The following is a 26,379-nucleotide window of genomic DNA, read 5'->3' as shown; positions in this document are numbered from 1 at the left end:
CAGAACTCGACAAAATAAGAGAGCCGGCTATAATGGCCGGCTCTCTTATTTACAATGAAAAAAATTATCGCCGTCCTAATACGGTAGCGACGTAGTCGCTTTTATCTACAAAACCGGTATAACGGGAATCTTCGGCATAAGCGCGGTTGTCACCGAGTACAAAATATTTACCTTCCGGAACGATGATGGGACCGAAATGATCCTGGTTCCAGGGCTGTTTAAATTGCTCCTGTATGCCTTTGTTGATCTCGTCCTTCGGAAGGGTCAATCTCCTGCATTTAACACCATGCGTGGCAACGAGTTTATCCGATAAATAAGTAGTGATGGAATCGGAGGTTGTATTGGTGACAAAAGGGTTGGCCAGGGTATCGATCGTTTTCACTCGCTCCCACTCGTTTGCGGCGAGTATATAATTGTGCGCGAGTGAAAGATCCTTGTCCGCATCCACGTCGTTGACGAACAACCGGCCATCGCGGATCTCGATCTTATCTCCTTCGAGTCCGCATAAGCGGAACAGTTTGGCATGGCGACCGAATTGCGCACTGTTGGCATTATAACAGATAAAATCGAAGCGGGACGGTTTCTTGAGATTGGAAACAAAAAAGCCCTCACGGTTCTGAAACGTAGGGTAATTGGCGATGCCGCCGGAAGAGAGGCGACGAAAAGCATTGGTCATCTGTCCGATAGCCCAGAGTGCGAGCAGCGAAATGACAATGATGAACGTGTATTTGAGTTTTTTCTTCATTTGTATAAAAAGTTGGTAACAGACGGACGCGGCAAGATAAACAATTAGTCAAAGCAGCGGTCGGGCATAGCAAGCTGAGTTCGCTGACAGGATAGCAAAACTATTTCTGACGTTTCACCATTTCATTGATCCAGATCGGTGCATAAGGTGAGGTGCAGCCTTTGGAAACCGGGTAGTCTTTATAAATGCCAAGCTTTTCTCCGATAGCGAGTGCTCTTTTGCGGTGTTCAGCGTGATGGATGCCGATATTGGCCAACGCGCTGTTCATCGTCCACTGCACTTCGGGCGGCGCCTTGGGCATTTCTTTCTCCAGCCGATCGAGCAAGGCGGAAATATCGATGCCTTCCGGACTGCGGGCAATGCGGCCGGAGGTGAGGCTCCAACCCTGGCGTGCACACATTTTGTCTTTGGACTTCATCCACTTCTCGCGCAACTTTTCTTTATCAGGAAAATCTTTGATCACGTGAGAATAGAGCCAATCTGCCACCTGTGAAAAGGTTTCTGATTTCACCATGTTCTCCAGTTCAGCAGGGGATAAATCTTTGGGTCTAAGAATAAGAATAGCAACGAGCCTGGCGTCGATATTGCCGGTGGCCCATAAATCGAGGGCGAGTGCATGATCGGATTTGATCTCAGCCGCCACTTTGCGGATATCCCACATCTTAACGCCGAACTGGTTATTACCTGCGCCGGCTTTGAGATTGTGTTTGAGGGTGGATGGATTGGCAAGTGATTCGAGCTTTTTGAGCACGTCGTTGACTTTCATGGCGTGTTGGTTTGGGCCAAAGATAGCGAGAGAGCGTTGTAAGTAGTAAGTAATAAGTTTTAAGTAATAGGTAATAGGTGTAAGGTGTAAGGCGTAAGGTGTAAGGCCCGACACTTCGGGCCGAAGCTTCGGGCATTCACGACTGACGATTGACCATTCACTATTGACGACTGACGACTGACGATTGACGATTCACGATTGCTATTGCCCGATTATTAAACGCTTAGTCTTATCACGAAAAATCTCAGCGATTTATCGTGTTTTCCCTTTGGACTTCGGCTTGTTGCGATCGTAACTTTGTTTCATTATGAAAAAGACGCCAGATAAATCTATCAATTCCAAAGGAGCCCCCTTCTTCAAAAAAATGCTTGAAGATCAAAAAATCATTCATGAACACATCAGGAAAGGGGGAAAACTCAAAGACCTTAAACAGTATAAGTTCTACAAACCTTTATTCATTAAAGAGGAATGACGACCACGTCTTTGAGTTCACTACTAAACTCGGTGTACGATACAAAACTTACTTCCTTGATTACAATACTTTGTTTGAACATTATCCTCACATCGTCTGTCGTGCATATTCATTCGGCCTAGAAGTGCTCGAAGGCAACCCAGCCAGTTCACCTCCCGACCCAAAAGTCGGCGCAACCATAGCAGAAGTAATCAGACTTTTTCTCACGGAAGCTGAGAATGTTATTGTTTATGTCTGCGACAACCTCGACAATAAGCAGCTTGCCAGAAAAAGAAAATTTGACAATTGGTTTAGGCAATATAACGATGGTAACTACACGAAATACAACAATATTGCGTTAATTGATGGGGTGGAAGTCTATAACTCGCTTATCGTTCATAATCAAAATGAACAGCATCATTTAGCCCTTACGGCATTTGAGGAGGTAAATCGCTGGGCTGAAAAAATTGAGAAATAGATTTTATACCAATCGGTATATTTCACCTATCTTTGTCCTCCAATCATGTCAAAAGCAGCACAAACCAGGCAATTCATTATCGAAAAAGCATCACCCCTTTTCAATATCAAAGGGTACGACAACACCTCGCTGTCCGACATACAAGAAGCGACCGGCCTCACCAAAGGTGCTATCTACGGCAATTTTGCCGATAAGAACGAACTCGTTATTGCCGCTTTCGAGTATAATTGCTCGCTCCTGCGGCTCACTATCGACGAAGCCATCGCCTCTACCTCCACCGCCAAAGAAGCGTTGCTCGCCTGCACCGGCTTTTACGCCAAAAACTGGCCAACGGTTTTTAAAAAAGGAGGCTGCCCCATGATGAACGCCGCCGTAGAAGCCGACGATCATCTCCATTTTATGCGCGACGCCGTACGGTCGAGCATGAAACGTTTTATGAAAAAAATCCAGCAGTTGATTGAAAAAGGACAGGCCAACGGCGAGTTTAAAAAAAACGTTCATTCCGCTGAGTATGCCGCCCTCCTGTTCAGCATCCTGGAAGGCAATATCCTTTTGGCCAAGATCATGAACGATCCCAAATACCTGAAAACCGCCGCAACAAGAATCAGCCGCATGATCGAAGAAGAATTATCCACTTAACCTTTTTTTTAACTAATTATATACCGATCGGTATATTTTATAAACATTAAATATTACAGTCATGAACACTTCCGCAAACACCATTTTTATTTCCGGCGGCTCCGCCGGCATCGGCCTCGCCATCGCCAAATTGCTTTCAGCCCAGGGTAATAAAGTCATCATCAACGGCCGCAACCAGCAACGGCTCGATAAAGCCCTGCAACAGTTGACCAACGCCGTTGCCATCCAGGGCGACCTTTCAATCGAGAACGATCGCATCAGAATAGCAACCACATTAAAACAAGATCATCCCGATCTCAATATCCTCATCAACAATGCCGGTGAAGCTTTTCCCTATTCCCCTGGCCAGACAGCCAACGATTACGAATATGCCGCCAGGGAAATCAATACCAATTATACCGCCATCATTCATTTCACCCAATTGCTCCTGCCTGCCTTAAAGCAAAAACCCCAATCAGCTCTTGTCAACGTCACTTCCATCCTGAGTATGATCCCTTCGTCCGGATTGCCAACCTATGCAGCCAGCAAAGCCGCCTTACATTTTTATACCCAATCGTTGCGCCAATCACTGTCCGACACCAATGTGCGTGTTTTTGAATTGATGCCTCCATTGGTTAACACCGATTTTTCAGCGCCCATCGGTGGAGAAAACGGCATCCCTCCGCAGGAAGTCGCCGCCGATTTATTAGTAGCTTTAGCAAGTGATCAATTTGATATTCCGGTTGGTCAGACAAAAGCCGTTTACGCGTTATTCCAGGAGGCTTCGGCAAAACTTAAAAACTAATTTATGAAACGTGTAGTCATCACCGGTATCGGAGCGCTTACGCCGATCGGCAACAACGTAAAAGATTTCTGGCATTCGCTCGCCAACGGTGTCAGCGGTGCCGCACCCATCACCAGGTTCGATACAGCTAAATTCAAAACGAAGTTTGCCTGCGAGTTGAAAAATTTCAACCCGCTCGATCATATCGAAAAATCAGAAGCCCGGCGTTACGATCTCTTTACGCAGTATGCCCTTATTGCCGTAGCCGAAGCCGTTAAGAACGCCGCTATCAATTTTGAAACATTGAACCGCAACCGCATCGGTGTGATCTGGGGATCCGGCAACGGCGGCATTGGCACTTTTGAGGAACAGGTAAAAGAATATGTAAAAGGCGACGGCACACCGCGCTTTAATCCGTTCTTCATTCCCAAGATGATCGTGGATATCGCTTCCGGCGTTATTTCCATAAAATATGGTTTGAGAGGCGTCAATTTTGCGACCGTGTCAGCCTGTGCTACCTCCAACACGGCCCTGATCGATGCCTTTAATTATATCCGCTGGAACAAGGCCGATATGATCGTTACCGGCGGTTCGGAAGCGCCGATCAACGAAAGCAGCGTCGGGGGCTTCAATTCATCCAAAGCTTTATCCACGCGCAATGATAGTCCGGCAACGGCTTCCAGGCCTTTTGATGTAACCCGCGATGGTTTTGTAATGGGTGAAGGTGCCGGCGCTATTATCCTCGAGAGTTATGAGCATGCCATTAAACGCAATGCGCCCATCCTCGCGGAAATCGTGGGCGGTGGCATGGCGGCAGATGCGTATCACCTTACCGGCACGCACCCCGATGGCGAAGGCGCTTACCTCGGCATGCTGGCCGCGCTGGAAGAAGCCGAAATTAATCCTTCCGATATCGACTACATCAATACACACGCCACTTCTACATTGTTGGGCGATAGTAGTGAACTCAGGGCTATCGAAAGAGTTTTTGGCCCACATCCCAACCTCAATATCAGCGCCACCAAATCCATGACCGGACATTTACTGGGCGCGGCGGGTGCGGTGGAAGCCATTGCCTGCATCATGGCCGTACAGCAAAACATCGTACCGCCTACCATCAATTCAACCGATATCGATCCGGGGTATAAAGATGCGTTCAATCTTACCCTCGGCAAGGCACAGCCAAGAACGGTGAACTTTGCCATGAGTAATACCTTTGGTTTCGGCGGACACACGGCCACCACCATCATCAGGAAGTTTGCCTAGACGCAACTGAAAACCAGACACTCCCATTGAAAAAATGACAGTAACCACTGTCATTTTTTTATTCAAATCCATTGCTGGCATTGTATCTGATAGGATTTAAACGGAAGATAAAATGCGGTTATGAGTACGGAATTTTTTATATCCCTGACGCTTCTCACACCCGAGGGGCCCCAGAGTTTTGCCCGCTTTACGCTGGGCGGGGACCAAAAGTATGCGCTCAGCATTTTCAACGCCCTGCAAGGTGCGGCTGAAAGCGATTCCCCGGGGCTTCTTCAACTCGAGTTCATGGAACTATCCAATGGATTGCCGGTTAACATAAAACTGAAAGACTGTACATTGGAGCAGTTGAGCTGGAATTGTAAATACCTGACGAAAGAAGCGTTCAAAAGAGCCGGAATGAATTACCGCTAAATCTGCTTATTCCTTTTTCTAAAAAACGATGACGATGAAAAAGAAACTGCAACAACCCTGGCGTTTATTGAAAAAATATTACCGGAAACTCTCCTGTGACCATCGCGAAGACGATGACCCATTTGACAGTCCGTATATCGTGCTGTAAGATCATCAAAAAAGGAGCCGCTGGCTCCTTTTTTATTTTAAACAGCATTATGTTTATGCTTTTTTTACAAACTCGGATTTGAGGGACATGGCTCCAAATCCGTCGATGCGGCAATCGATATTGTGATCGCCGTCCACCAGCCGGATATTTCTCACTTTCGTACCGGCTTTGATACTTTGTGCGGATCCTTTCACCGGCAGTGTTTTTATCGTCACCACGCTATCCCCGTCTTTTAAGATATTTCCATTACTGTCCTTTACGATAAAAGCACCGGCAGTTTGCGCTTCTTCTTCCGGATTCCATTCATGACAGCATTCGGGACAGATCAGCAAATTGTCCATTGCGTAAGTATAAGTTGATTTACAAAGCGGGCAAGGTGTTGTTTCGGACATGCTGTTTTCGTTTTGCCGCAAATGTAAAAAAACTATTGCGCTTAGTTAGACTGATTTTCGTCAGCCTGCAGGTCAAAGCGTCGCATACAACTTATTCGTTTCAGGTCCGTCCCCGGATTTTTTTTGCAATCGTCCGCGCATGCGGCTGAGGGATTGCGGTGTAATGCCCAGGAAACTGGCCAATTGATATTGTGGAACCCGCTGTACCAGGTCGTAGCGTGTTTCAAGCAATGTAAGATACCGTTGTTCAGGTGAAGATGTTTTGAACTCATCAAAGGTCGCCTGGTTCCTCGCCACTTTTTCCTCCGATATCATGCGGCACAACGATTCGAACCGCGGAAATTTTTCAAAAGAGATCTGCTCTATTTCCGGAGTGGATACAGCCAGGATAGTCTCTTCCACGCAGGCAACAAAATACTCCGATGGTTCTCCCGTGACGCTGCAAAGAGGCGCGAATATCTCCCCCTCGGTATAAAAGGCGGTTGTTTTTTCTTCTCCGTCGATCATGTAATAGCAACGGATACATCCTTTGACCACAAAGAAACCTTCGTTTAACACTTGCCCTTCCCTGAGTAAAATGGCATCTTGTTCAAACCTTTTAAAAACGCTGAGGTCGATTATAGCCTGCTTTTCCTCTTCAGAAAGTGTTATGTATTTCTCGATGTAGTCGAACAGTATTCTTTCCATGACTGTATTTATTATCTAAAGTTAATCAGCCGCTGTATTTCGCCGCCGGTGTATCTACAAACGACACAAAAAGTAGCACGAAAAACATTTGCAGGACCGGATGCCTGCTGGTAATTTAACCCATTAAACTGTTGACAGGTGATTTTTCTTGGTCCGCCCTGCTGTTCATTTTACTAAAAAAGACGCTTTTTTCCGGGCGTCTTGAACAGGAAAACAAGTTGTGCCGGGTGATGGCGAGATGTAACATTGGGTATGTGAGATGACTAAATGAAACTCAGAGACTATCGGCTATTGAATTTTAATACCTGCACGTTGCAATCGATCCTTCAATTGTCTCCACGTACTATCATTCAACGTTCCGGCCGGGAAAACTTCAACATGGTGATCTTTAAAGATCAGACGAATACATTCAGCCTGCCTGGATTTTGTTTCATAATTCACGTTCGCAACAGTATCTAAGTCATAACTTCTTTTCAGGAATGGGTCCAAATGATTTTTAACCAGCATCACTTTATCAGAAATTTCGAAATAATGCATCGACCAGCGATTGAGCACAACCCACAGGCTGCAAAAAAAACCAGCAAATACGACTCCGGCATAAGAGGTGTCGTCATGCAGACACGCATAGAGAACTGACCAAAAAACCAACCACAATATTAGTCCCCGAAATGAAAAAAAGGGATTACCACTATATAACTGAAAACTTTCTTCCGCAGGCTCCATTGTACCATCTTTTCCGGCGAGTATATATTGGTGAAGATGAGCTTTAATTTCAGCTGCATTGGTGTAAAAATTTTCATAAATGTTTTCCTGGCGACCATCCTTGAAATATATAACAGTAGCCCTGGTCTGGGGATCAAACAACATGGGGAATATTACTTTCTTTTGAAATTCTACCCGCTTGATATCAGAAAGTTTAAATATCCGGGAACTGAACGCGATAAAGGACCCATCTAGTGTAATCTTCGGCGCATTGCTGACATATTTCCAGGCGGTATAAAGTCCAAAAAGAATGAGCATGATTCCCAACACCATGGCAATGTCTCTCCCAAGATGATAATCCCCACGAAACTTGGGCATGGTTATAAACAACATCCCTAATCCTGAAAGGGATGCAAGAAGGAAAACAGTCAACAAATAAAATTTCACCGGGTGACGGCGTAGTGTAATGGTGGGCATGCTGGCTCGGTAATTTAATACGACATCCGTTCGGACAAAACTAAGACTTTTGCTTTTCCTTTATCAGAACAAAGCAACCCGACAACTTCTTTTTTTTATCCTGCCAACACAACTCAGCCCACACGACCTACCCGCTTGTAAAACCATTTCTTAGCTACTTCGGCCATCACAATATATCCCGTTATGAGTAACAACATCCAAGCATAAAAAATACCCGGCAATCGCGTAAAACCCAGCAGTGTTGCAAAAGGCATAAACGGAATTGAAAGAACGACGAGGATAACTGCGCCGGTGGCGACACTCAACAACCGGCCGGGCAAACTCTTGAAAAAAGGCAACCGGGTACGTACCACCAAAACGATCAGCGTAGCGGAAATCACCGATTCGGTAAACCAACCCGTTTGAAAAACCTTTTCATCAGCTTTTAAAAAATGTAACAACACACCAAATGTCAGGAAATCAAACACCGAACTGATCATGCCAAACACGATCATGAACCGCTGAATAAATTTAATGTCCCATTTACGGGGTTTATCAACGGAAACCGCATCCACGCTATCTGTAGCAATCGTCATTTCCGGAAAATCAGTCAGCAGATTCGTCAGTAATATCTGTTTGGGAAACAAGGGAAGAAATGGGAGAAACAAGGATGCGCCGGCCATGCTGAACATGTTGCCGAAATTGGCGCTGGTGGCCATAAAAATATACTTCATCGTATTGGTGAAAGTCTTACGCCCCGCTACGATGCCCGTCACCAACACATCCAGCCCATTTTTCAGCAATACGATGTCGGCGGCCTCTTTGGCCACGTCCACCGCCGTATCAACGGAAATGCCCACATCTGCAGCATGGAGTGCCGGTGCATCATTTATTCCATCCCCCATAAATCCTACCACGTTGCCGGATTTTTTTAAGGATAAAATGATCCGTTCTTTCTGATTAGGTTCTACCTCAGCAAAAATATCGGTATGCGCCGCCTGCTGGAATAAAGCACTCTCACTCATTTCTCTTAACTGTTTTCCCGTCAGTATAACCGGTTCTTCCATACCGATTTGCTTAGCGAGACTATGTGCCACCAGCTCATTATCCCCTGTAATCAATTTGAGTTGCACACCAAGGTTTCGCAGATCAAGTATCGTTTGTCTTACTTCCGGCTTTGGCGGATCAAACAAAGCGATAAAGCCAAGAAATATCATATCGCATTCATCATTTCTGGTAAAATCTGTTGCCTGGCTGCTATTTTTATAAGCTACGCCAAGTACCCGGTAACCTTCGGCACTCAGTTTTTCATACTGTCCGTTGATCGAAGCGAGTTTATCAGCCAGCGGAATCAACTGGCCGGCGCCTGTTTCCGCGCGATCGCAGACTTTAATCACAGCGTTCAGCGCACCCTTAGTGATAGCCAGGTTTTGTTGACCACTCCTTACCTGTACGGTAAGCCTTTTGCGGATAAAATCATACGGCACTTCTGCCTGAATAGTAAATCCGGCTTTATCACCGGCATAACTGGCACTTATCGCTTCGTCGATGGGGTTTTTAAAGCCCTTTTGAAAAGATGCATTCAACCAGGCGTAATGCAATATTTTTTCTGAATGATTTCCTTCTGTATCCAACGTATCCTTCAGCGTAACTTTTCCGGCAGTGATGGTGCCTGTTTTATCGGAGCAAAGAATATTCATGCTTCCGAAATTCTCGATGGAGGAAAGCCGCTTGACAATCACCTGATTTTTGGCCATGGCTTTTGCGCCAATGGATAGATTGATACTGATAATAGCCGGAAGCAATTGTGGTGTAAGCCCCACAGCCAATGCCAGTGAAAACAGGATCGAGTCGAGCGCCGGCCGGTGCAGCAGAATATTGATACCGAAAATAATGATCACCAGTATCAGGGTAATCTGCATCAGCATGTAACCAAAATGCCGTATCCCTCTTTCAAACTCAGTTTCCGGTATGCTGGTTCTTAACCTGGCAGATATTTTTCCTAATTCTGTTTGTTTGCCCGTTGTGACGACCAAAGCTTTTGCCGTACCGCTGATAACATGTGACCCCATAAAAAGCGCATTGCTCCTGGCAGCGAGTTGCGCATCTGCCGCCACTACCCCGCTGTTCTTTTCTACCGGGAAAGTCTCGCCGGTAAACGCTGCCTCATCGATAAACAGTTCTTTTGACTCGAGCAATAAACTGTCTCCCGGAATCACATCTCCCGCATTCAAAACAATTACATCACCTGGCACCACCTGTTCCACCGGCAATTCCGCTTCCACGTTGTCTCGTATGATACAGCATTTGATCTGAACCATCTTCAACAATCCGGCAACAGCATTGGCCGCGCCTTTTTCCTGCCAGAACCCCAGCAAACTGCTCACGAGGGTAATAAATAAAATAATGACTGCATCCGTAAAATCGGCCAATCCAATGGAAATTAAAGCGGCAACGATCAGCAATAATGTAAGCGGGCTTCGAAACTGGTTTATGAAAAGGATAAGGGAAGATGTATGCGAACGGGCTTTTAATGTATTGGGCCCGTAATCTTTTAACCGCGTGGCAGCCTGTTCTGCTGACAAGCCTGTCTGGCCGGAGGCTAATTGCCGCAACACGTCATCTGTGCTTAGACTCCAGAATAGTTCGACGGAAGGGGGTGATGAAGAAAGGGGCATTGGTATTGCTTTTTCTCATTGAATGGCTAAAGCTATACTATTAAAGCGGGGTATCAAATGAGACCGGTCATCTGCCGTATGTGTGCAGGTCAGGTGATTTTCGGAGATCGGTGCTACCTCGGTGGATAAATCATTTTCAGGGTATGTGGCTGAACCTCCAATGACAGACAGTTACCTGGAAAAACGACCGCGAATAATGTCTGCAACTTGTAGGCTCCTTACTTGGAAACAGACAGCGGCTTCTTTTCATCGCAAAGAAGTTGAAGGCGGAGGCGGCGATGAATATGTGAGAGGCTTCATCCATATTAATCTTTGACTCTTACCCGACGCAAATCGCCCCTTATTTTGTTGCAAATCACCCCCAGGCTTATAATAGAGAAAATTACCTTTGGATAAATTAAGCAACCAAATTTTACAAATATGGATACCGGCTCTGCAATAAAACTGGACGTTTACATAAATTACCCGGGACATTGTGAGGAAGCATTCCGCTATTACGAGCAGCATCTCGGTGGAAAAATAACGATGATGGTGCCTCACCAGGAACCACCACCCAATTTTCCGAAAGCATGGAAAAAACCAATTCTTCATGCAATAATTGATATTGGTGGCACGATCCTGAGGGGAGCAGATATTCCCGGCGCCGAGCCTATGCGCAGCGCCTATCTCACGCTCAGATTTGACACTGCGGAGAAAGCAGAACACATTTATAAATTGTTTTCCAGCGAGGGCGAAGTGTTCATGAAGATGGGAAAAACGCCCTTTGCCAATAGATTTGCCATGATACGTGATAAGTTTGGCACTTCATGGATGCTGCTTAACCAGGACTAGATACAACCCGTAAGCTAGAAAAAGGCGATTGTGAACAGTGTGTTTAACTCGGTTTGCCCGTTGCTGGAGACGGACAATGGTATCTTTCACCGGAATGTTGCTGCACTGGAAATTGCGAGGACCGTCATTGCAGAATGTATTGCTGTTGCACGCACGCAAGGCATTTCGCTTACAGCGTCAGAAGTGGAAGAAAGCCTGTTGAAGATCAGCAAGCTCTCGGATGGGCAGTTGATCTCTACCTACCAGGATATTCTCGCCGGAAGACGGACAGAGATCGATACCTTGAATTTTGAAATAGTCCGGATGGCGGGGAATGTCAATGTATCTAATACGAAGTTACTGGGGGAATTGGTGCGGTTAAAGGCAGATATGAGTGGCGGAATAATATGAACAGGCAAACTCCTCTTGCCTCTTTGCGTTAAAAAAAATAAACGCCTGATAAATCACCAGGCGTTTGAAGCTGTTTGTAAAATTATCGCCAACCCAGCCCCGGCGCTACATGTTCAAGAATAGAGGACAATACGTGTACGTTGTAATCGACACCTAACGTATTGGGTATAGTCAATAGCAATGTGTCTGCTTCGCGGATGGCTTCGTCTTCAGAAAGTTGTTTAATCAACTGATCAGGTTCGGCGGCATAACTTCTTCCGAAGATGGCACGCTTGTCGGCCTCGATCATCCCGATTTTATCGGAACTACCGCTCTCCCGCCCAAACAACTGACGATCGCGCTCATTGACCAAAGCAAAAATCGACCTGCTTACAGATACGCGTGGCTCACGTGTATGGCCTGCTTTTTTCCAGGCTTCTTTGTAGAGTCTTATTTGCTCGGCCTGTTGTATATGAAAAGGTTTTCCGCTTTCATCGTACTTCAATGTGGAACTTTGGAGATGCATGCCATTTTCTGCGGCCCATACGGCGGTAGCATTGGAGGCAGCGCCCCACCAGATCCGCTCACGCAGACCTGCCGAGTAAGGCTCTAGCCTTAAAAGACCGGGCGGATTGGGAAACATGGGATAAGGATTGGGCTCGGCAAAACCAACGCCCTGTAGCTTATCGAGGAATTCAAGCGCTTTCTGTCGCCCCATATCCGCATCGGTTTCGCCTTCCTTCGGTTCATAGCCAAAGTAGCGCCAACCGTCAATTACCTGTTCGGGCGAGCCCCTGCTGATACCAAGTTGCAAGCGGCCGCCTGCAATCAGGTCCGCGGCTCCGGCATCCTCCACCATATAAAGCGGGTTTTCGTAACGCATATCGATCACGCCGGTTCCTATCTCAATCTTTTTCGTTTTGGCGCCAATGGCGGAAAGCAAAGGAAAAGGCGATGCCAGTTGCGCAGCAAAATGATGCACGCGGAAATAAGCCCCATCGAGTCCTATCTCTTCTGCAGCAACAGCCAGATCGATGGACTGAAGCAGGGTGTCGCCCGCAGTACGGGTACTATAGGCCGGATGATTGGCCCAATGGCCGAATGATAAGAATCCGATTTTTTTCATAGATAGCTACTTGTATTATCCAGTTTGAAATTAAGGATGAAGGAAGATCAGGACACTGGCACTTCTATCGCTTGTCCCCTATTAAAACAACAGAGTCAGCAAAAGGTTTGTCGGAAAATTGCCCTTGATTGGTCGCCTTTGCACCGCCTGCAACTGCGGTATACCATTGAATTTTGCATTCATAATACAATTTTATGAAGCGCTTACGTAAACCGGGAAATCTCCTTAAATTACTTGCAATAGCAATCCTTATGTCTGCAACACTTCCCTCAAACGCCCAGGTAATTAAACCCGTTACCAGTGGTTATGCGCCGGCCAACGGCATCAATGTTTACTATGAAGTATACGGCCAGGGCGAACCGGTCATTTTGCTGCACGGCGCCTACCACACAATCCAAACGAACTGGGGGCAACTGATACCGGAACTGGCGAAAACCAGGAAAGTAATTGCCATCGAAATGCAGGGACATGGCCATACGCCTTATTCGGAAAGAAAATTGACGCGGGCTGCATTGGCCAGCGATGTGGAAAAGGTGATGGATCATCTTAAGATCGACAGCGCCGATGTAGTGGGATATAGTTTCGGTGGGCAGGTGGCTTATCAATTTGCCATACAAAGCCCCGACCGTTTGAAAAAGCTCGTCATAATTTCTTCCGTACATAAAAGCGAGGGCTGGATAAGCAGCGTGACCGATGGTTTTAAAAAACTAAAGCCCGAATTCTTCACGAACACTCCGATGCATGCCGCCTATGATGCGGTCGCACCGGATAAAAACAAATGGATTCCATTCGTTGAGCAAATGATTGCTTCGGCGGGCCAACCCTTTGATCTGGGAGATGAAAATATAGCTAAAATCGCCGCACCCGTATTGATCATCTCAGGCGACAATGACGGCATGGATAAAATTGAGTTGGCCAAAACGTATAGACTATTAGGCGGCGATGTTGCGGCGGACTTCCAGGCAAAGCCTGCCTCGCGCCTGGCCGTTGTGCCCGACCAAAGCCATGTGAGCCTGATGAGGCAAACTAAAACGATACTGGATTACCTGGAAAATTTTTTATCAATGATGAATTGATAAACAAATATTGATGTTCCAATGCTTCGGCAAGCCACAGCCTGGTTTATTATCCTCCTGTTCCGATTGCTTCAGTAATTCACCCTATTCATCGGTAACAAATGGCAGGCTTGCGTGCATAAATCTACCGGCTCAAAAAAATTACGGTTTGGCTCCGCTTAATTTACCGATCAGAGAGGTAATCAAAAAAAACTCCCTGATAATAATTAATTATCAGGGAGCTGGGCGGAGAGGGTAAGCCAGTTGGCAAAAAAATGCAGTTCACCGGATGCTTACGCGAAAAGAATAACTAAGATCGATACGTTGAACTTCGAGTTGGTGCGGGTGGCGGGAAGATGGAGGTACCGAATAAAAAGATTTTTGGAAATTGGTAAGTTTGAGGATGGAGTTTACAGGGAATTAGATTTCCAAAGTTGAATACTATTGCTATTTAAAAGCAAGTTTAAACATCCCATTCAATATGAGCCCATTAAACTCAGCAAAAAAAGTCGGCCAAAGCTATCATTGACATTACCGTTTTCTTCATCGAATATATCGACAAAATACATCTCGCAATAGTGAGAAAAGTCCTTTATTGAGACAGAACTATTATAGACTTTTTTACCAATGTTTTTTTGACCAACTGATGGATAGAGAAGAATGGCGTGATTGGAATTGAACTGGATATTGTACGTGAACATCTGTTGAAGATCACGATCGGAGGGATAGTCTTCATCTACGATCTTCCACTTTGTATCTATGATTACACTTCGTTTTGCCTCTCCTTTTTTGAAAGTAACCAGGATATCAGGCCGGATAGTTTTATGTGCCCAAAAAAGTTGGCTATTTTGAGCAGTTACAGATAGCTCGCTTTCCCCGAATTCACTTTCAATTTCTTTGAGCGTTTTATAAATGAACTTTTCAAAGAGAACATTCATATCAAATAACAAAGCAAGTACTTGCTGCCGCCCAGATTTAAAGGCAGGGCAATAATTAAGGATAATCATCTCAGCCAGCACTAACGCATCTTTATACACAAAAGTTTTGCGGTCCAGCTTTAATTGACCAAAATCTGAAATATCCTGCTTCCGGGGTTCAACGTCTTCGAAATAAAGTAACAAGCGTTTAGCATCGTGTATAATATCGCTTTTAAATGAAATATCGGCAACAATTTCCAATGCTCTTTTCAAAATCCGGTTATAAAGATTATCCCTGGTGTAGCATGTGTGCTCTGTAAAGAAGCGTTCTTTATGCAGTAGGTTGTGCTGTAATTGCTTTCCGATCAATAGTCTCCCTTTCAGTACAGATAGATTGGCTTGTGCTTTCTTATATTTTTTTACCAGGCCTTTATGTATCAGCTGTTCAGTTTCCTGCAGGAATTCCCGTAAGTAGATGTCTAACAGGTTGGCATTTTGCGTATGCTGCGACACACTGGAGGCCTCATTTATCTTAATATATCCAGCTTTGCGCAACATATATAGTAGCGCTCTTTGCCATTTCGATACATCTTTTTCATCACTATTCCTATCTGCTTTGGGTAGTATCTCAATAGTCTTGTTGCCTACTTGTATTAGCCCTACATAAGATTTGAACGTAATTTTCTTATGGCCTACATTAAAGTATTTGCTTCGATGGAGGTCATTATATTTAACCAGGGTTTCGAAATGAGGCATTTCAAACCCCTGTTCTCCTAAACTCAAGCGGGAATACTCAAAAACAGAAATAACATGGTTACGATTCATAGATTGTTTTTACCGCTGCTATGAATTTTTCATCGTTATCAAAATCCCGGATGCTTTTCAGGTGATAGATCTTCCCATCGTTCATATCCTGAACATCATAGCCAGGAACTTTCATCAAGTTAACGCTATTCTTAGTTGTCTCATCCAAGAAAGCCATACCGATGACCAAACCAATACGGCCATAATCCCGGTAGCAATATTCCTGTAGCAGCGGTATGATCTTATTGAAGAGTGTAGCTTTTAAATCTCCAACGGAACGGACGTTTATAAGGTACGCATGACCGATCATAACATCCCGTCCCAGTATTTTTTCAATACGTTTATTAACAGCATTCAGCAATAAGCAGAGATTGATGCCCGAAAATTCTTTTGCCAAGTCAGCCAAAGCAGCTATCTGACTTTCCAGTGGTGTATTCTCCTTACGCATAGGCCCCCAATAGATCTCTTTATCTTTCTCATTATTCTTGTCTTCCGGGAATCCCAATAATTGGTAAAATGGTGTTTCCAATGCTCTGTACTCCTGATCGTCCCAGGAATATTTTTCATTGTCCCACCAAAATTGCCACAGCATTCGCTCCGGTTTTAACAGTGAGGGTTCCGGCGCCATTTCTTCAAAGACAAAACGGCGCCTTAATGCCGTGTCCAAAGCTTCAACGCTACGATCTGCTGTATTCATGGTGCCGACAATATACAGATTCGGCGGCAGCGCGAATTTTTCCTTACTGTAGGGAAGCATTGCGGTTATACTTTCTTTTTTTCCTAGGCGTTTATCCTCCTCCATCAGGGTAATCAGCTCGCCGAATATCTGGGCAATGTTACCTCTGTTGATCTCGTCAATGACAAGGACATAATTTTTTACGGTTTTATCATTTGAATTATTGCCCACAAATGATTTCAGATGTTCCAGTATGCCAGGATAATAAATACCTACGCCTGTTGGTCTCACTTCCTTCCTTTTATAATAGTAGTCTCGTAGTGTACCAATACTGAGCGTATGTCCCGTACTGCCGTTGGCTTTTCTGAACCGGATGGATGATTTCGTAAAGTCCGCAATCGTAAATTCCTTCCCCTCCGTTTTCATGCTGAACTTTATAGACGGGTTTTCTTCCCATTTTTCCAGCAAATGACTGAAGGCTTCCTCAAATGAGAGTTCTCCCTTGGTTTCGTTCTTCGCATCCAGCCAATTACCTAATGCCAGGTTGGCAATGTTTTTCAAAATGCCTGGTTCTACGTCATAAGTAACTTGTTCTTTGCCGTTTGTCATTGGTTTGATGCCTTCAACAAAGTCTTCATAGCTCATACTCTGGTGAAACGTAACAAAAGCTATCTGACCATCTCCCGGGTTCTCCCAATCTTCAATCAGCAATTCGTCAAAACGGTCCTTTAACTCTGTTCGGTTACTAAAACGTTTAAACAAATGGGGTTCTTTAACGCCATCTGCAATAGCCACAGCCTTATTAATTGTATGATAGGTTTTTCCCGTTCCAGGAGGTCCGTAAAGGATAAGATTTGATGGGAACTCATTAGTCAGATCTTCCGGGTCAAACGATAAAGCCAATTCAGTAGCCGGACTATCAATGCCACCCCGGTTAAAAATAAGCCTGACATTATCCATATTATTAACACTGCTGATGGTAGAGCGATAAGCACCCCGCCCGTCGATATCAAAGCGTTTGAAGGCTTTGTCCCAATCAACTTTCAGGATTTTACCATCTTGTTTATTTTCTGTTACAGTACCTAATGCATGTACACCCAATACAGAAATGGTTTTCCCATTTTCTTTACGAGTATAGGTTGTTTTTGCTGCCAGGCGCGCTCCTATCGGAACAGCATTAACTGTATGTTGAAACTTATCGTTATACCCGTTTTCCCAAATCCCTTCTTTTAAACAGCGTTCTAGCTGACTTACTCCGTCCCATTGAAAACCTACGCAATAGTATCTCGTATCCATAGTTATATGAGTCCTTTTCTAATATTTTCTATTATCATTCCAGCAAAAGGATATTTAGGATTCTGTGCTTTTTTTAGGTGTGCTCTCGCATCTTTCTTCTTTTGTCGTGTTACGCCGTTTCCAATGGGAAGATTTGAAATAAGCTTTTGAGCTTGATAAAGAGATAAATGATCTTCCCTGCTTGATTTCAAATCTGCTCTATCCTTTAGTTTAAATATCTCTATGTTCAGATCTCCACGCCCACCAACGACAGTTCCTACTGGAACAGATAAATTAAATGTTATGTGAATAACAGGATCAATCTTCGTAGGATTAATTATTGTGCAATTTTCACCCGAACAATCTGACGGGGCGATACCACGTACGCCTGTTACAGGGAAATAGTTGCCCTTCTGTCCACTTTGATTACACACGGTGCAAGAGATTAACATATTATCCCAACTATACGCAAGCCAATAATATCCCGGACGAGCAAATGCAGCTCTTCTGGTCTGTTGCCAAGCAGTCTTTGGTCTGAAATGTTCTATAGCCCCTTTGTAAAGAGGCTTTTCGCAATAGGCGCATTTAGGTCCTTGGCATTCCAAGAGCTTCTTTCTAAATTCATCACCGCCGTAGTCAGCACTAAATAAATATTTCCCGTTATTAAATGGTGTCGGGTCATGCGCATAATCACGCAAAACTTGATTTGTTGCGACTTTCCATTTTACTTTACCTCTATGGGGATGCCCAACTTGGGAAAAAATTGCTCTGGGAGGGTGTTTATTTTTCTTAATAAAGATCATATCGAATTGTGCTTATTCGCTATTGAATACACCAAATGCATAGCTTTAAAATCGTTTAAGGTTTCTCCTGTAGGCAGTACGCCCGTCTCTTCTTCCATCGTTCGTAACTGTTGAATGTCGCCTTCAGTTAATTCTGGCTGTGACAATAACCTTTCTCTCAATTTCATGTAATCATCCAGCTGTGGAGGGCGAGTATTCTCAAACTCAAAATATTCACTAGCTAAAACCTGGTCTATTCGCCAATTATGAATTTTTAGATCATTATCATCCACAATGATTTTATCTCCTGCTCTTTTATACAAGAATATATCAGCCTCTTCAGCGGCTTGAACAATTAATGGACTATGCGTAGCAACAATAATATGGCTGTTATCATCATTCAGGTTAAAATCATTTAAAAGCTGAACGTAGCTTCTTTGCCATACCGGGTTAAGGTGGGTATCCGGCTCGTCAAGCAAAAACAAGCAATCATCTTTTCCCGTTATCAGGATTAGCCCTAAAACAGTGATTAACTGTTGTTCTCCTTCACTTAGTTGCGTGAAATCAAAAGTAACATCGGCTGTCTTGGATTTCACATTTAACTGTAGTGTCTGAATTGAGTCAATCTGTAGTAGTGATTCTAATGCATCAAAGAAGTGAATAGGATGGCCGAATTTGTCATAAATGCCTGCAGCCAGGTCAGTTTTATTAATGTTATTGAGTTCTAACTTTTCAATTTTCTTTTCTTCGTCAAAATAGCCAGAATAGCTCCGAGCATTGTTATAGAAATAAGAGATCACTTCATTTGCTTTGCCTTTTGCTCCCCAAAATGGAGTGGTCACTTTACTACCTTCAAGAATGTTCTCTTCGAGGTAATCCATACCCATTACTTGTTGTTTACTCGTTCTGCTGTACCAACTGGGTTGTCTCAATATAAAGTTGATTTCCTCCAATTCTGTGAAAGAACAAAATCGATTGATCAGGTCTTGAGTTTTAGCTTGAAATGCTGCACTAGCCGTTTGACCTTTATAAAGGAGCAGGGTAAGCAATACCAACTGGGCATGATGATTTTCGGCAAAAAATAGTTTACGGAAACGCTTATCCAGTCCCTCGTTTTCCTTTAAATCACCCCATACCAATTCTTCATAAGGTCTGATAATTTGCCGTATTCGTTTGTTTTCACCCGAATAATAACCAATGATATATTGAGGTAAATACTCTTCTCCTCTATTGCGTTTGAATGTATTAAAATCAACTACAGCGAAAAGATCGACGCCCCCCTTCTGTCTTCTGAAAACCAAAAATTTATCTTCCCGACAAAGAATACGCATTTCAGAATTGCGACATTCATATTGAATGAAATATTCAAAGTTACCGGCTGCATAAGCCCAATCCTTAAAAGCCTCCTCCGTCTCCAATTGATCTAGTTCTCTAAAAATAAGCGCAAGAATCTCTATCAGATTAGATTTGCCTAATCCGTTTTTCCCAACAAGAAGACTAATCAAGTGATTTTTAAACTTAAGATTCAGTCCTTCTACATTTTTGTATTTAGAAACGATAAGCCGTTTAATCCTCATTTTGCTTTCATTTGAGTGATTTTCTGAAGGAGTAAGCTTGCGGGTTCATCATTTGGATCTTGGTTTACTAATTGACCAGCGAAAGCTTTACCTAGAATACGTAATGGCAGTTTACGTAGCTTAGTTGTAAGTTCGTTGTACAATATTTCTATTCTATCAGCAATCGAAAAAAGGTCATTTATTTGTTTTACGATTTTCTCTTGCTCATCAATTTCTGGCAGAGGAATTGCAAATGCAGATAGCTTCTTTGCATTAATATTAGATTGACTTACGCCATCTGATTTTACTTGCCAAGCCCAATCACGTCCATATTTTGAATTCAAAACAAAATTCAGGTAATATGGATTTAGCTCTTCGTTTGCTACAACTCTTATAATATATCCTGCATAGATTGCGGGCTGTTGTCCCTCATAGATAGAGGTCTTACCAACCAGCTCGGGACTATTAGTTCTATTAAATAATACATCTCCAGATTCTAATAAGTAACTCGCTATTTCCTTTTCGTCAGACGAATATTTTAAGTCAGACCAATCGAGTTTCCCATTTTGAAGGTTTCCCATTCGCAATACTGGGACTTTCCCTTCATTCTCCGATTTTTTTGATGTACCATAAGATACTCTTTTAGTTAGTGTCCCCAACTCATGCCATTGCCATGTATCCGGTATTATAAATGGTGTGGAACTATTAGCAGTACCATTTTCTATCTTTCTATTTTCTCTCCACTCCTCCGTCAATTTCCCGGTTACCGCCTGCATAAGTACATTCTCTCTGAATTGATTTAGCAACACAGGAATTTTATCCAATCGTTCGTTAAGTAAATCCAAATGATGATATAGATTATCAAGTTTATCTGCTATTCGCTTTTGTTCATTAAGCGGAGCTATTGGTATCGAAATCTGCTCATATTCTTTGTATTTTAAGTTTCTGAGGTTATTACTCCCACCTTGATAATTAACTATTTCTCCGCTATTATAAAAGTGAGTTAAATAGTAATTTATGTACCGCTTATCTAAATGAGGGGTTAGCCTAATTTTTCTGAAAAAATTAGTACATATTTTCGGGATGTGAGATTCAAAAGATAGAGTTTCCTTGTCAATAATTACAGTTCTTCCAACAGGTTGGTTGGGTCCACCGCCGGATACCTCTAATAATATATCTCCTTCTTTAAGTTCTCTTTTTTCTAAACTTACTTTTTTAATTGCTCTTAGCGCAGCTGTTTTACCCTTTTCTTCACGCCAGTTTTTCAATTCACTTCCTCGAATACAGTACACCAATGAATATTCTCTATCATCAAATAACGTATCTGAATCGATACCCCAGTCACCACCAATTACACTAGAAATTAATGAGTGGAATGGAGAAGAGTTCCAGCTATCGGGTAGTTTATTTTCTATCACTTTAATAATGCCATTATTTTTTCAAGTTCTAATTCAATGGTTTTTATTTCATTCTGTGCTTCACGGGCAATGTCTGCCGGTTCCGTTATTTCACTTTCACCATTTAAGGCTCTTTCGTTCATCAGCCCTATATCCAGCGAATCTTTTTTGGAGACGATTTCTTCGCGAGTATAACGGCTCCAACGTACATCGTTAACCTGCTCACGTTTTTTTAAATCAATCACACCATCATATTCCTGCTTTACGTTATCAATGCTTATGCCGCCTGTATAGGCTAATACAAAATCAGCAAAGGCATCCCGTTTGAATGGCGTACGCTTACCATAGGCGGGTGCATTCGTTCGCATATCATAAAACCAGACTTGTTTTGTGTTGCCTGTTTCCGTTTTGCCGCGTTCAAAAAAGAGCACATTGGTTTTTACTCCTTGTGCGTAAAAAATGCCGGTCGGCAGACGAAGAATAGTATGCAGGTTACATTTGTCCATTAGATCTCGCCGGATTTTCTGTCCGTCATTATCTTCAAATAATACATTATCCGGTAACACTACAGCGGCCCTAGCGCCTCCTCGTTTATGCAGGGAGCGGTATATATGCTGTAGGAAATTGAGTTGCTTGTTGCTGGTTGGAAAAGTAAAGTCGCCGCGTGTAGGGCGCTCACCACCTATCTTGGTACCAAAAGGAGGATTCGCCAATACGCCATCATAATTTTTAAAGTTCTTTCCCAACTCGCTCAAAGTATCCCCTAGAATAATTTTGCTATCCTGTCCATGCAATTTTACGTTCATTAGTGCCAATCGATGTGCATCCTGTACCAGCTCACAACCACTGAATGCCTCTGTAAGCTGAAATTTTCTTTCCTTGGTATCCAGGTCATAATAGTTGTCTGTCTTTTCGCGCAGGTACTGGTCTGCCGCGATCATAAACCCGAAAGTGCCTGCTGCGGGATCATTCCAACGCTCACCAATTCTGGGTACCAGCAAGTCAACCATTACATTGATCAAGGGTCTGGGTGTAAAATACTGCCCGGCACCGCTCTTCTTTTCGCCTGCATTGCGTTCCAGCAACTCTTCATAAATAGTAGCAATCTTGTCTTTTTCATGATCGTCGAACCAGTCAATATTGTCGATGCTCGTGATCAGCGTACGCAGATTAGCCGGTTTGCGTAAGGTTGTTGCCGCATTGGTGTAGATCTCGCTTATGGTGTCATTTTCACTTTTGGCAGCAATGGTAGCTAATAACTCCCGGTAGGTATCAAAAAGGTCTTTATTGTCTTTAATACCTTTCAACCGGCTCCAGCGGTACTCTTCCGGAATTTGTTCTTCAAATCCTTTCACTTCGGATAACCGAAGGAAAAGGATATAGGTCAACTCATTCAGGTATTGGTGATAGGTGACGCCATCGTCGCGCAACACATCGCATAAGCTCCATAATTTCCGGGCAATATCTTCTGCACTCATAATATACTATTGTTCTTTAAATTGTGCTTTATGCCGATTGGGCATATAAGTTATCATTAATGGTATCTAATACGGCTTGCAACTGGTGTTCGAATATTTTATCTAATCGCCGGAAACCGCCTTCATCTTTAAAAGGTTCGTCATCCAGGTCTTTTATTTGCAAAATTGTTTCTTTCAGCAACTGCTTTTCAAAACGATCCAGCCACTTACTTTGTACGGCATTCCATTGTTTCATATTCCTCACCTTCAGCATTGCCCGTTTAATTCTGTCTTCATGGCTTTCCAGCGATGTACCTATGGCAAATGTGCGTATAAAGGAAATAATATCAGCCGCGATATCTTCATTTTTCGCCTGTTTCCAGGCTGTGCGTAAAGATACCGTATTGAACCCTGCTGCATCTAAAACGATGAGCAGCTCTTTTAATGATTTTCGATCCAATTCCTTAGGCCGGTTGCATACAATGGATAATGCTGCTACCTGGTTAAGGTTGTTTTTGATAAAACTGGTGAAACTATCCAGATAGTCTTCAGGCTTGCTACCTTTTCCATAACCACGCGTTGTTTCGATATACTCATCTTCATGCTCTGATACCATTACATAACCCGGAGCAGGTTTAAATTCATCAAGGTATCTCCATAGTGCCCGTCGCTCTTGAATGATATTTTGTATCTCGGTACTGTTCAACTGGCTTTTAAGGATATCGATGAATTGAGAGATGTTATTTCCTTCGGCATAAAAACTGAAGGTATTTTCTGCATCCTCCGAATCTTCGATATGACGTCGTTTCCTTTGCAGTTTGGCAATGATCTGTTCTACCTGTTTCTTTACCCGTTCCTGCGTTTGGATAACATCCAGCTCCTCCGATAACTGTTGAAAGGATGCCTTTGCATTTACAGAAACAGGCCTCATTTGTGTATAATCCCTAAGGGTTTCGTATAAGCCCACGGCGTCATAAATCTGGAAAAATTCTTTATTGATTTCGTCGCATCTGCGCGTAGCACGTCCTAACATCTGCTCATATAAAATACGGGATTTTACCCGACGCATAAACACCAGGTTACTGATACGCGGCACGTCGATCCCGGTTGTCAATAAGTCAACGGTGACGGCTATATTAGGGAACTGTTCATTTTTATAACGGTTCAACAATTCCTGCGGCTTATAGGATTTACCGGTAATCTTTTGGATTGCATTATCCGGCACATCAATTCCTAAGCTGCCGTATTCTTCTTTAAACAAATGAACCAGGGTATCAGCATGTTCATCGGTAGCGGCAAATACCAGTGTTTTAGCATCGCCTTCCGGGTCCAAGGCTTTTGCCAATTGTCTCACTACTGTCCTGTTGAAGTTTTCGGAAAGTACCAGTTTGTTGAAGGCCGATACATCAAAATGCAACTCATCCTCCAGGGCTTCCAGTTCAATAATGCTATTCTCTTCCTGGTCATAAGCTTTGGGCTTTTCTCCTTTTTCCCAGGTGATACCTTCTTTACTCAGTTTGGTTTCTATCTGGTGTGGCGGTTCATGATCTATTAGATAACCATCTATGACGGCTTCTCTGTAAGAATAGAAATAAACCGGGGTGCCAAAAATTTCAGTGGTATGTAAGGCCGGCGTTGCCGTTAATCCGATGGCATAGGCATCGAAATAATCCAAAACCATACGGTATTTGCTTACATAATCATTCTGATCTTTGAATACTAATTCCTCGTCATCCATTTCCTTATCCATCAGGTAGCCCCGATGTGCCTCATCAATGATAATACAATCATACTGATCTACCGGAAAGACATCTTCATCACCTTCTTTGTAAAACAGGCGTTTTACCATACTCTGCACTGTAGAAAAATGCAGCCGAGTATCCTGTTCCGGCATTTTTTCTTTCAGCTCTTTCACATCGTAGATCTCTGCGAATGTGTTCAAGCCTACCACTTTATTATCCTTGAAAGCATTAATCGCTTGCGTACCTAAAAGATTGCGATCCACGAGAAACAATATCCGGTTAAACCTGTTCGTCTGTATTAAATGGTAACATAGGCCGATAATAGTTCGGGTTTTACCGGTACCCGTTGCCATGGCAACTAAGGCTCTGTGGTTTTCGGGTGCTGTTACAATCCTTTGTTCAACAGCTCTGATAGCATCAAGCTGATAGGCACGAAGTCCTAACCCTGACCTGCTTTCCAGGAAATCGAGACTCGATGATAGTAGTTTCTGGTTAGCCTGCTGAATGTCCTTTTCCCTCAGTTTAATGAGCCCTTCCGGGGAGTACCATCCCTGCAACGGACGCGCATTGTTTGTTTTTTCGCGTACATCCAGGAACCAGATGCCACTCTTTGTCTTGATCTGTTCCAGATAGGGACGCCCATTGGTTGAAAATAAAAAAGGTACTTTATACCTGTCCCATGCGCCTAATAATATAGCTTCTTGATCAGCTTCCACCAATTCTGCATATACTTTTGCTTGCCGGAGATCTGTGGAAATATCCTGCCCATATTTTTTTGCCTCTACAAATCCATACAATTCGCAACCAATAAACAAAGCATAATCAGCCCAGTTGGGGCCTGAAGGCCACTCCGCGATAGCCATATTTTTACCTCTTTGCGGAAGCGTTTTATGTTTTTTATAATTAAGCGTTTCTGTATTCACCAGCCAGCCTGCAATTGCAAGCCGCTCATCTATTAGTGCCCTCGTTTCTGCTTCAGACATGCTGATCTTTGCAGCTGCTTTTGTCGCTCTTTGCCTGATCGTTGCTCTTTTTTCTTCACTCAGTTCATTTATATTCCGTTCTTCAAGTAATTTATTAAACGCAGCTTCCAGCCGCGTATACTGCATTTCCAGCTGCTTTAACTGAGTGTCTTCTCTGACATCATCCGGAAGAATAAATTTAACATGGTCTAAGGACTGATCACCTGATGAATAGATTTCGCAGAACCATTTAGCGAGTTGGAATGCTGCATATAAACATGATTTGGCTTCATCAAAGGTCCCTTTGCCATCATGAGCAGCCGTATTTCCTTTCTTTTTGATCAGAAAGAATAAGTCCGAAACAGTAGTAGATAGTATTTTTTCTTCTTCCAGTATTTTTATACGGTTGTGAAATGTATTAACCCAGGGAAATACTAATTGGTGTTCTTCAAATAAGTATTCGGATATCTTTTCACCTAATTGCCTCAACTTAATCAGGCATACCACTGGATCGTTGTAAAGGTAGTGTTCAGCAGTTTTACCGATATTATACAACAGCGGAAACCCCTGTTCCAGGTATATGAAATTAGATGGTTGCATATCCGCAATAAATTACATAGCATTTAATGGCAAATCAATATATAAAATAAAGATGATTGTGAAAAATGACATTAAAGCAATTTATCAATACAATCCCCCCAACAAAAAAGCCTCTTGTCATCGACAAAAGGCTTTTCCTATTTGGTTCCAGCGGAGAGAGAGGGATTCGAACCCCCGGACCTGTTACAGTCAACGGTTTTCAAGACCGCCGCATTCGACCGCTCTGCCATCTCTCCGCGGCAAAAGTA

Annotated in this window: 22 protein-coding genes and 1 tRNA gene; 8 read left to right on the top strand and 15 right to left on the bottom strand. The window is 43.4% G+C overall.

Features of this window, described 5'->3' with window-relative positions; all coding sequences use genetic code 11:
• Positions 1-64 precede the first annotated feature (64 nt).
• Together lepB and H608_RS0107375 are read right to left on the bottom strand one after the other, a co-directional pair.
• Positions 65-745, bottom strand: a complete 681-nt coding sequence (gene lepB / locus H608_RS23500; RefSeq protein ID WP_028787110.1) for a signal peptidase I — start codon at positions 743-745, stop codon at positions 65-67.
• 100 nt (positions 746-845) lie between these two features.
• Positions 846-1,511, bottom strand: coding sequence for a DNA alkylation repair protein (locus H608_RS0107375; RefSeq protein ID WP_028787109.1), 666 nt, complete (start codon positions 1,509-1,511; stop codon positions 846-848).
• A 389-nt stretch (positions 1,512-1,900) separates the two neighbouring features.
• Here H608_RS0107375 and H608_RS0107365 point away from each other — a divergent pair, with 389 nt between their 5' ends.
• From H608_RS0107365 to H608_RS0107345, 5 genes are all read left to right on the top strand, one after another.
• Positions 1,901-2,440, top strand: coding sequence for a DUF6169 family protein (locus tag H608_RS0107365; protein ID WP_155990083.1), 540 nt, complete (start codon positions 1,901-1,903; stop codon positions 2,438-2,440).
• Positions 2,441-2,485: 45 nt separating this feature from the next.
• Positions 2,486-3,079, top strand: a complete 594-nt coding sequence (locus H608_RS0107360; RefSeq protein ID WP_028787107.1) for a TetR/AcrR family transcriptional regulator — start codon at positions 2,486-2,488, stop codon at positions 3,077-3,079.
• Positions 3,080-3,140: 61 nt separating this feature from the next.
• On the top strand, positions 3,141-3,863 hold the full coding sequence (locus H608_RS0107355; protein WP_028787106.1) for an SDR family oxidoreductase: 723 nt from the start codon (positions 3,141-3,143) through the stop codon (positions 3,861-3,863).
• A gap of 3 nt (positions 3,864-3,866) precedes the next feature.
• Positions 3,867-5,108 (top strand): beta-ketoacyl-ACP synthase II, encoded by a 1,242-nt coding sequence (fabF, locus tag H608_RS0107350; RefSeq protein WP_028787105.1) that lies wholly within the window; start codon positions 3,867-3,869, stop codon positions 5,106-5,108.
• A 120-nt stretch (positions 5,109-5,228) separates the two neighbouring features.
• A complete protein-coding gene (locus H608_RS0107345; protein WP_028787104.1) occupies positions 5,229-5,519 on the top strand; it encodes a hypothetical protein in 291 nt (96 codons plus the stop codon).
• Between the two features lie 201 nt (positions 5,520-5,720).
• On the opposite strand, the gene H608_RS0107335 is transcribed toward H608_RS0107345, so the two are convergent.
• The 4 genes from H608_RS0107335 to mgtA all read right to left on the bottom strand — a co-directional run bounded on the left by H608_RS0107335 (position 5,721) and on the right by mgtA (position 10,582).
• A complete protein-coding gene (locus H608_RS0107335) occupies positions 5,721-6,059 on the bottom strand; it encodes a zinc ribbon domain-containing protein YjdM (RefSeq protein ID WP_028787103.1) in 339 nt (112 codons plus the stop codon).
• 72 nt (positions 6,060-6,131) lie between these two features.
• Positions 6,132-6,746: a Crp/Fnr family transcriptional regulator gene (locus H608_RS0107330; protein WP_028787102.1), complete on the bottom strand. Its 615-nt coding sequence runs from the start codon at positions 6,744-6,746 to the stop codon at positions 6,132-6,134.
• A gap of 288 nt (positions 6,747-7,034) precedes the next feature.
• Positions 7,035-7,925, bottom strand: a complete 891-nt coding sequence (locus tag H608_RS0107325) for a hypothetical protein (protein ID WP_028787101.1) — start codon at positions 7,923-7,925, stop codon at positions 7,035-7,037.
• A gap of 113 nt (positions 7,926-8,038) precedes the next feature.
• Positions 8,039-10,582, bottom strand: a complete 2,544-nt coding sequence (mgtA, locus tag H608_RS0107320) for a magnesium-translocating P-type ATPase (RefSeq protein ID WP_028787100.1) — start codon at positions 10,580-10,582, stop codon at positions 8,039-8,041.
• 420 nt (positions 10,583-11,002) lie between these two features.
• Between mgtA and H608_RS0107310 the strand changes: the two genes are divergently transcribed.
• Both H608_RS0107310 and H608_RS0107305 read left to right on the top strand, forming a co-directional pair.
• Entirely contained in the window at positions 11,003-11,413 is a 411-nt protein-coding gene (locus tag H608_RS0107310; RefSeq protein ID WP_028787099.1) for a VOC family protein, read from the top strand.
• Between the two features lie 30 nt (positions 11,414-11,443).
• Complete coding sequence (locus H608_RS0107305) at positions 11,444-11,803, top strand: ketopantoate reductase family protein (protein ID WP_071836934.1); 360 nt, start codon at positions 11,444-11,446, stop codon at positions 11,801-11,803.
• An 82-nt stretch (positions 11,804-11,885) separates the two neighbouring features.
• Here H608_RS0107305 and H608_RS0107300 read toward each other — a convergent pair whose 3' ends face one another.
• Positions 11,886-12,908: an LLM class flavin-dependent oxidoreductase gene (locus H608_RS0107300; protein ID WP_028787097.1), complete on the bottom strand. Its 1,023-nt coding sequence runs from the start codon at positions 12,906-12,908 to the stop codon at positions 11,886-11,888.
• Positions 12,909-13,159: 251 nt separating this feature from the next.
• On the opposite strand from H608_RS0107300, the gene H608_RS0107295 reads away from it, so the two are divergent.
• A complete protein-coding gene (locus H608_RS0107295) occupies positions 13,160-13,984 on the top strand; it encodes an alpha/beta fold hydrolase (protein ID WP_028787096.1) in 825 nt (274 codons plus the stop codon).
• Between the two features lie 455 nt (positions 13,985-14,439).
• Here the strand turns inward: H608_RS0107295 and H608_RS21610 are convergent, their stop codons facing one another.
• The 8 genes from H608_RS21610 to H608_RS0107255 form a co-directional block, all read right to left on the bottom strand.
• Entirely contained in the window at positions 14,440-15,705 is a 1,266-nt protein-coding gene (locus H608_RS21610) for an McrC family protein (protein WP_081658820.1), read from the bottom strand.
• Positions 15,695-17,656: an AAA family ATPase gene (locus H608_RS23495; RefSeq protein ID WP_028787095.1), complete on the bottom strand. Its 1,962-nt coding sequence runs from the start codon at positions 17,654-17,656 to the stop codon at positions 15,695-15,697. The genes H608_RS21610 and H608_RS23495 overlap by 11 nt, the downstream gene beginning before the upstream one ends.
• A gap of 2 nt (positions 17,657-17,658) precedes the next feature.
• Positions 17,659-18,438, bottom strand: a complete 780-nt coding sequence (locus H608_RS0107280; RefSeq protein WP_028787094.1) for an HNH endonuclease family protein — start codon at positions 18,436-18,438, stop codon at positions 17,659-17,661.
• Positions 18,435-19,994 (bottom strand): AAA family ATPase, encoded by a 1,560-nt coding sequence (locus H608_RS0107275; RefSeq protein ID WP_028787093.1) that lies wholly within the window; start codon positions 19,992-19,994, stop codon positions 18,435-18,437. The genes H608_RS0107280 and H608_RS0107275 overlap by 4 nt, the downstream gene beginning before the upstream one ends.
• Positions 19,991-21,391 (bottom strand): restriction endonuclease subunit S, encoded by a 1,401-nt coding sequence (locus H608_RS21600; protein ID WP_162142848.1) that lies wholly within the window; start codon positions 21,389-21,391, stop codon positions 19,991-19,993. The genes H608_RS0107275 and H608_RS21600 overlap by 4 nt, the downstream gene beginning before the upstream one ends.
• Positions 21,388-22,848: a type I restriction-modification system subunit M gene (locus tag H608_RS0107265; RefSeq protein ID WP_028787092.1), complete on the bottom strand. Its 1,461-nt coding sequence runs from the start codon at positions 22,846-22,848 to the stop codon at positions 21,388-21,390. The genes H608_RS21600 and H608_RS0107265 overlap by 4 nt, the downstream gene beginning before the upstream one ends.
• Positions 22,849-22,876: 28 nt before the next feature.
• Positions 22,877-26,131 carry a type I restriction-modification system endonuclease gene (gene hsdR, locus H608_RS0107260; RefSeq protein ID WP_028787091.1) on the bottom strand — a complete coding sequence of 1,085 codons (3,255 nt, stop codon included), beginning with the start codon at positions 26,129-26,131 and terminating at the stop codon, positions 22,877-22,879.
• A 151-nt stretch (positions 26,132-26,282) separates the two neighbouring features.
• A tRNA-Ser gene (locus H608_RS0107255) sits at positions 26,283-26,367 on the bottom strand.
• Positions 26,368-26,379: the final 12 nt, after the last annotated feature.

Origin of the sequence: Terrimonas ferruginea DSM 30193 (assembly GCF_000425585.1) — a bacterium.
GTDB lineage: Bacteria > Bacteroidota > Bacteroidia > Chitinophagales > Chitinophagaceae > Terrimonas > Terrimonas ferruginea.
The sequence above is the reverse complement of the archived record's forward strand: the minus strand, read 5'-3'. Positions and strand labels throughout refer to the sequence as shown.

Bases quoted from the DNA above. Each gene is read 5' to 3' on its own strand.
- lepB (WP_028787110.1), bottom strand. From the start codon at position 745: ATGAAGAAAAAACTCAAATACACGTTCATCATTGTCATTTCGCTGCTC.
- H608_RS0107375 (WP_028787109.1), bottom strand. From the start codon at position 1,511: ATGAAAGTCAACGACGTGCTCAAAAAGCTCGAATCACTTGCCAATCCA.
- H608_RS0107365 (WP_155990083.1), top strand. From the start codon at position 1,901: ATGAACACATCAGGAAAGGGGGAAAACTCAAAGACCTTAAACAGTATA.
- H608_RS0107360 (WP_028787107.1), top strand. From the start codon at position 2,486: ATGTCAAAAGCAGCACAAACCAGGCAATTCATTATCGAAAAAGCATCA.
- H608_RS0107355 (WP_028787106.1), top strand. From the start codon at position 3,141: ATGAACACTTCCGCAAACACCATTTTTATTTCCGGCGGCTCCGCCGGC.
- fabF (WP_028787105.1), top strand. From the start codon at position 3,867: ATGAAACGTGTAGTCATCACCGGTATCGGAGCGCTTACGCCGATCGGC.
- H608_RS0107345 (WP_028787104.1), top strand. From the start codon at position 5,229: ATGAGTACGGAATTTTTTATATCCCTGACGCTTCTCACACCCGAGGGG.
- H608_RS0107335 (WP_028787103.1), bottom strand. From the start codon at position 6,059: ATGTCCGAAACAACACCTTGCCCGCTTTGTAAATCAACTTATACTTAC.
- H608_RS0107330 (WP_028787102.1), bottom strand. From the start codon at position 6,746: ATGGAAAGAATACTGTTCGACTACATCGAGAAATACATAACACTTTCT.
- H608_RS0107325 (WP_028787101.1), bottom strand. From the start codon at position 7,925: ATGCCCACCATTACACTACGCCGTCACCCGGTGAAATTTTATTTGTTG.
- mgtA (WP_028787100.1), bottom strand. From the start codon at position 10,582: ATGCCCCTTTCTTCATCACCCCCTTCCGTCGAACTATTCTGGAGTCTA.
- H608_RS0107310 (WP_028787099.1), top strand. From the start codon at position 11,003: ATGGATACCGGCTCTGCAATAAAACTGGACGTTTACATAAATTACCCG.
- H608_RS0107300 (WP_028787097.1), bottom strand. From the start codon at position 12,908: ATGAAAAAAATCGGATTCTTATCATTCGGCCATTGGGCCAATCATCCG.
- H608_RS0107295 (WP_028787096.1), top strand. From the start codon at position 13,160: ATGTCTGCAACACTTCCCTCAAACGCCCAGGTAATTAAACCCGTTACC.
- H608_RS21610 (WP_081658820.1), bottom strand. From the start codon at position 15,705: ATGAATCGTAACCATGTTATTTCTGTTTTTGAGTATTCCCGCTTGAGT.
- H608_RS23495 (WP_028787095.1), bottom strand. From the start codon at position 17,656: ATGGATACGAGATACTATTGCGTAGGTTTTCAATGGGACGGAGTAAGT.
- H608_RS0107280 (WP_028787094.1), bottom strand. From the start codon at position 18,438: ATGATCTTTATTAAGAAAAATAAACACCCTCCCAGAGCAATTTTTTCC.
- H608_RS0107275 (WP_028787093.1), bottom strand. From the start codon at position 19,994: ATGAGGATTAAACGGCTTATCGTTTCTAAATACAAAAATGTAGAAGGA.
- H608_RS0107265 (WP_028787092.1), bottom strand. From the start codon at position 22,848: ATGAGTGCAGAAGATATTGCCCGGAAATTATGGAGCTTATGCGATGTG.
- hsdR (WP_028787091.1), bottom strand. From the start codon at position 26,131: ATGCAACCATCTAATTTCATATACCTGGAACAGGGGTTTCCGCTGTTG.